Annotated in this window: 1 protein-coding gene; it reads left to right on the plus strand. The window is 50.0% G+C overall.

From position 1 onward, the window contains the following. Window positions 1-86 precede the first annotated feature (86 nt). Window positions 87-1184 carry an ISAs1-like element ISAs1 family transposase gene (locus OKC42_RS22625; protein WP_010676219.1) on the plus strand — a complete coding sequence of 366 codons (1098 nt, stop codon included), beginning with the start codon at window positions 87-89 and terminating at the stop codon, window positions 1182-1184. The last annotated feature ends 28 nt before the right edge of the window (window positions 1185-1212 follow it).

Genomic DNA, 1212 nt, shown 5'->3' on the forward strand with positions numbered 1-1212 from the left:
CAGGGCGGGATCGCACTTTGTTAATGAAATTTGAACAGGCAGATCGTCTGTGATCTAATCGCGTCTCCATGCAGGAGGCACGCGCTATGACGTTGATTGAACACCTTACCCTTGTCGAAGAAACTCGCTCTGAGATCAATCGTAAACATAACCTGGTTGATGTCATGTTCCTTGTCATCAGTGCCATCATGAGTGGTGCCGAGGGCTGGAATGACATCGAAACCTATGGCGATTCAAAGATCGATTGGCTCCGTCAGCATCGCCCCTTTGCCAACGGCATCCCGCGGCGTCACACGGTTGCCCGCATTCTGCGCTGCATTGTCATCGATACCTTGCTTGAAGCGTTGCTGTGCTGGGTCAATGAACAGCGCACTCATCAGGGCAAACCCATCATTGCCTTTGATGGCAAGGTGTTACGCGGCTCCTTTCGGGGAAATGCCAAGGATGCGCTTCAGTTGGTCACGGCTTACGATACCGAAAATGGGCTGGTGTTAAGCCAGAAAGCAACCCCTAACAAGAAGGGGGAAATCGAAACCGTCAAAGATATGCTGGACATTCTTGAGCTAAAAGGAGCCGTTGTCACACTCGATGCGTTGCATTGTCAGCGTGAGACACTGGAGAAAATCAGCGAGAAGAAGGCTCATGTAGTGGTACAGGTCAAGAATAATCAACCGAAGCTGTATCAAGCGGTTCAATCGCAATTCCAGTCACTGTTTGACGCCCAGAAAGAGAAGATTGTCGTCGAGCACAAAGAGAGTGGACATGGCCGCCAGGAAGAGCGTTATGTGTTTCAATTAAAAGCCAAATTACCGCCAGAGTTGACGGAGAAATGGCCGACAATCCGCAGCATCATTGCCGTTGAGCGTCACCGCAGCGCCAACGGAAAAGGAACGGTAGATACCTCTTACTATGTCAGCTCGTTATCCCCCAAGCACAAGCTGCTAGGGCACTATATACGGCAGCACTGGCGGATAGAGAACAGCCAGCATTACATTCTTGATGTGGTGTTCAACGAGGATGCTTCCAGGATAGCGATGGAGGATGCGGTCGAGAATATGGCGCTATTCCGGCGGTTCGTATTGAATATCGTAAAACAGAGCAATTGTGGTGCTCGAAGTCAGAGAAACAAGCTAAAAAGAGCCGGCTGGAATGACGACTATCGGGCTCAGTTATTCTTTGGTTAAAATATCAACAAAGTGTGCTCCCGCCCTG

It is taken from the genome of Aeromonas sp. Y311-2 (assembly GCF_027706025.1).
Lineage (GTDB): Bacteria > Pseudomonadota > Gammaproteobacteria > Enterobacterales > Aeromonadaceae > Aeromonas > Aeromonas veronii.

What these genes read in the sequence shown, in the direction of transcription:
- OKC42_RS22625 (WP_010676219.1), top strand. Translation starts at nt 87, where the DNA reads ATGACGTTGATTGAACACCTTACCCTTGTCGAAGAAACTCGCTCTGAG.